Annotated in this window: 3 protein-coding genes; 1 reads left to right on the plus strand and 2 read right to left on the minus strand. The window is 39.9% G+C overall.

The window, feature by feature from the left end:
* The coding region (locus tag DBR11_RS28310) for an Lrp/AsnC ligand binding domain-containing protein (protein WP_146186704.1) at positions 1–276 on the plus strand (276 nt) is incomplete at its 5' end.
* Here the strand turns inward: DBR11_RS28310 and ung are convergent.
* Together ung and DBR11_RS28320 are read right to left on the minus strand one after the other, a co-directional pair.
* Positions 273–953: a uracil-DNA glycosylase gene (gene ung, locus DBR11_RS28315; RefSeq protein ID WP_108555885.1), complete on the minus strand. Its 681-nt coding sequence runs from the start codon at positions 951–953 to the stop codon at positions 273–275. The genes DBR11_RS28310 and ung overlap by 4 nt on opposite strands.
* A gap of 3 nt (positions 954–956) precedes the next feature.
* Positions 957–1,394 (minus strand): thioredoxin family protein, encoded by a 438-nt coding sequence (locus DBR11_RS28320; RefSeq protein WP_108555886.1) that lies wholly within the window; start codon positions 1,392–1,394, stop codon positions 957–959.
* Positions 1,395–1,486: the final 92 nt, after the last annotated feature.

The following is a 1,486-nucleotide window of genomic DNA, read 5'->3' on the forward strand; positions in this document are numbered from 1 at the left end:
GGTATTAAGACCTTTATCCAGGTTCAGTTGGATTTTCATAAAAACAACACCATTCAAATCTTTTTGGATGAAGTTAACCAAATCAAAGAAATTACTGAATGTCATCATGTTACCGGACAGGCAGACTTCCTTTTAAAAGTATATGTAAACGATATTAAGGCTTATGAACGCCTGATTATGGACAAGATCAGCAAGATCTCTGTGGTGAAAACCTTTCAGACCATGATGATCATGTCCACAACCAAAAAGGAACCAATCGTTCCTCTGGAATACTAAGTCGTTATCTGCCAGTCTATCGGCATTTCTCCCTGTTCAATCAGTTTGGTATTGGTTTTGGAGAAATGTCTGCAACCAAAAAATCCATTGTAAGCTGAAAATGGAGAGGGATGGGCGGCTTTAAATAAGGTATGCCTGGATTCATCAATAAGTATTGATTTATTCTGGGCATATCTTCCCCAAAGTAAAAAAATCACACCCTGTTTCTTCTCCGATAATTCGCTGATCACTTTGTCTGTAAATATTTCCCAGCCTTTTCCCTGGTGGGAACCAGCTTCATGTGCTCTTACGGTAAGCGTTGCGTTGAGTAGAAGCACGCCTCTGTCTGCCCATTCGGTTAGGTTTCCATGATTTGGCGGAACGAAACCTTCAATATCTGTTTGCAGTTCCTTATAAATGTTTTTAAGAGAGGGGGGGATGGTCATTCCTTTTTGCACAGAAAATGACAAGCCATGCGCCTGGCCTTGTCCGTGATAAGGATCCTGGCCAAGGATCACCACTTTAACCTTGTCAAACGGGGTATGGTTAAAGGCGTTAAAAATATCCGGTCCCTTTGGAAATACGGTATTTCCTTTTTGTTTTTCTTCCTGTAAGAACAGTTTTAAAGACTTCATGTAATCCTTCTCAAATTCCTGGCTCAATACATTTAGCCATCCTGGTTCTAAAGCTGCAGACATTATTTATTTTGTTAAAATGTTCAATATATCTTTTTCAAAGGTTTCATTGGGTTGTTCCACAATTCTTCCTATTTCTTTTCCATCCTGGAAAATAATAAAGGTGGGCACACGATCAATATTTAAGTGGTCGATGAGTCCCTGGGCCGCCTTTTTTGATTGGTTAACACCAATCAAACGGAGGTTTTCTTCTTTGAAACCAGCCGCATCCAATACCTTGAGGAAATGGGGAACGTATAATTTACTGTCACCACACCAGGTGCCTAAAACGGTTGTAATGGTCTTTGTGGAAAGCGGTAGCTGTAAAGCCTGGATCAAGCTGTCGTCGAGTACATAATTTGAATACTCTGTATCATAACTTTCTTTAAACTCCGGAAAAGAAACCAAATGTGTTTTACTGCACTGGTTGATTAGGCCTTCCTGACTGTTGTGTTCTTCTTCCATCTTCTGGATGTTAAAATCTTGTTTATCATCATGATTTGTTTAGTTTCTATGACAATAGGGCAAGCGCAGAGTGGTTCTGCTGGGTTTTGTTC

The organism is Pedobacter sp. HMWF019 (genome assembly GCF_003061025.1).
Lineage (GTDB): Bacteria > Bacteroidota > Bacteroidia > Sphingobacteriales > Sphingobacteriaceae > Pedobacter.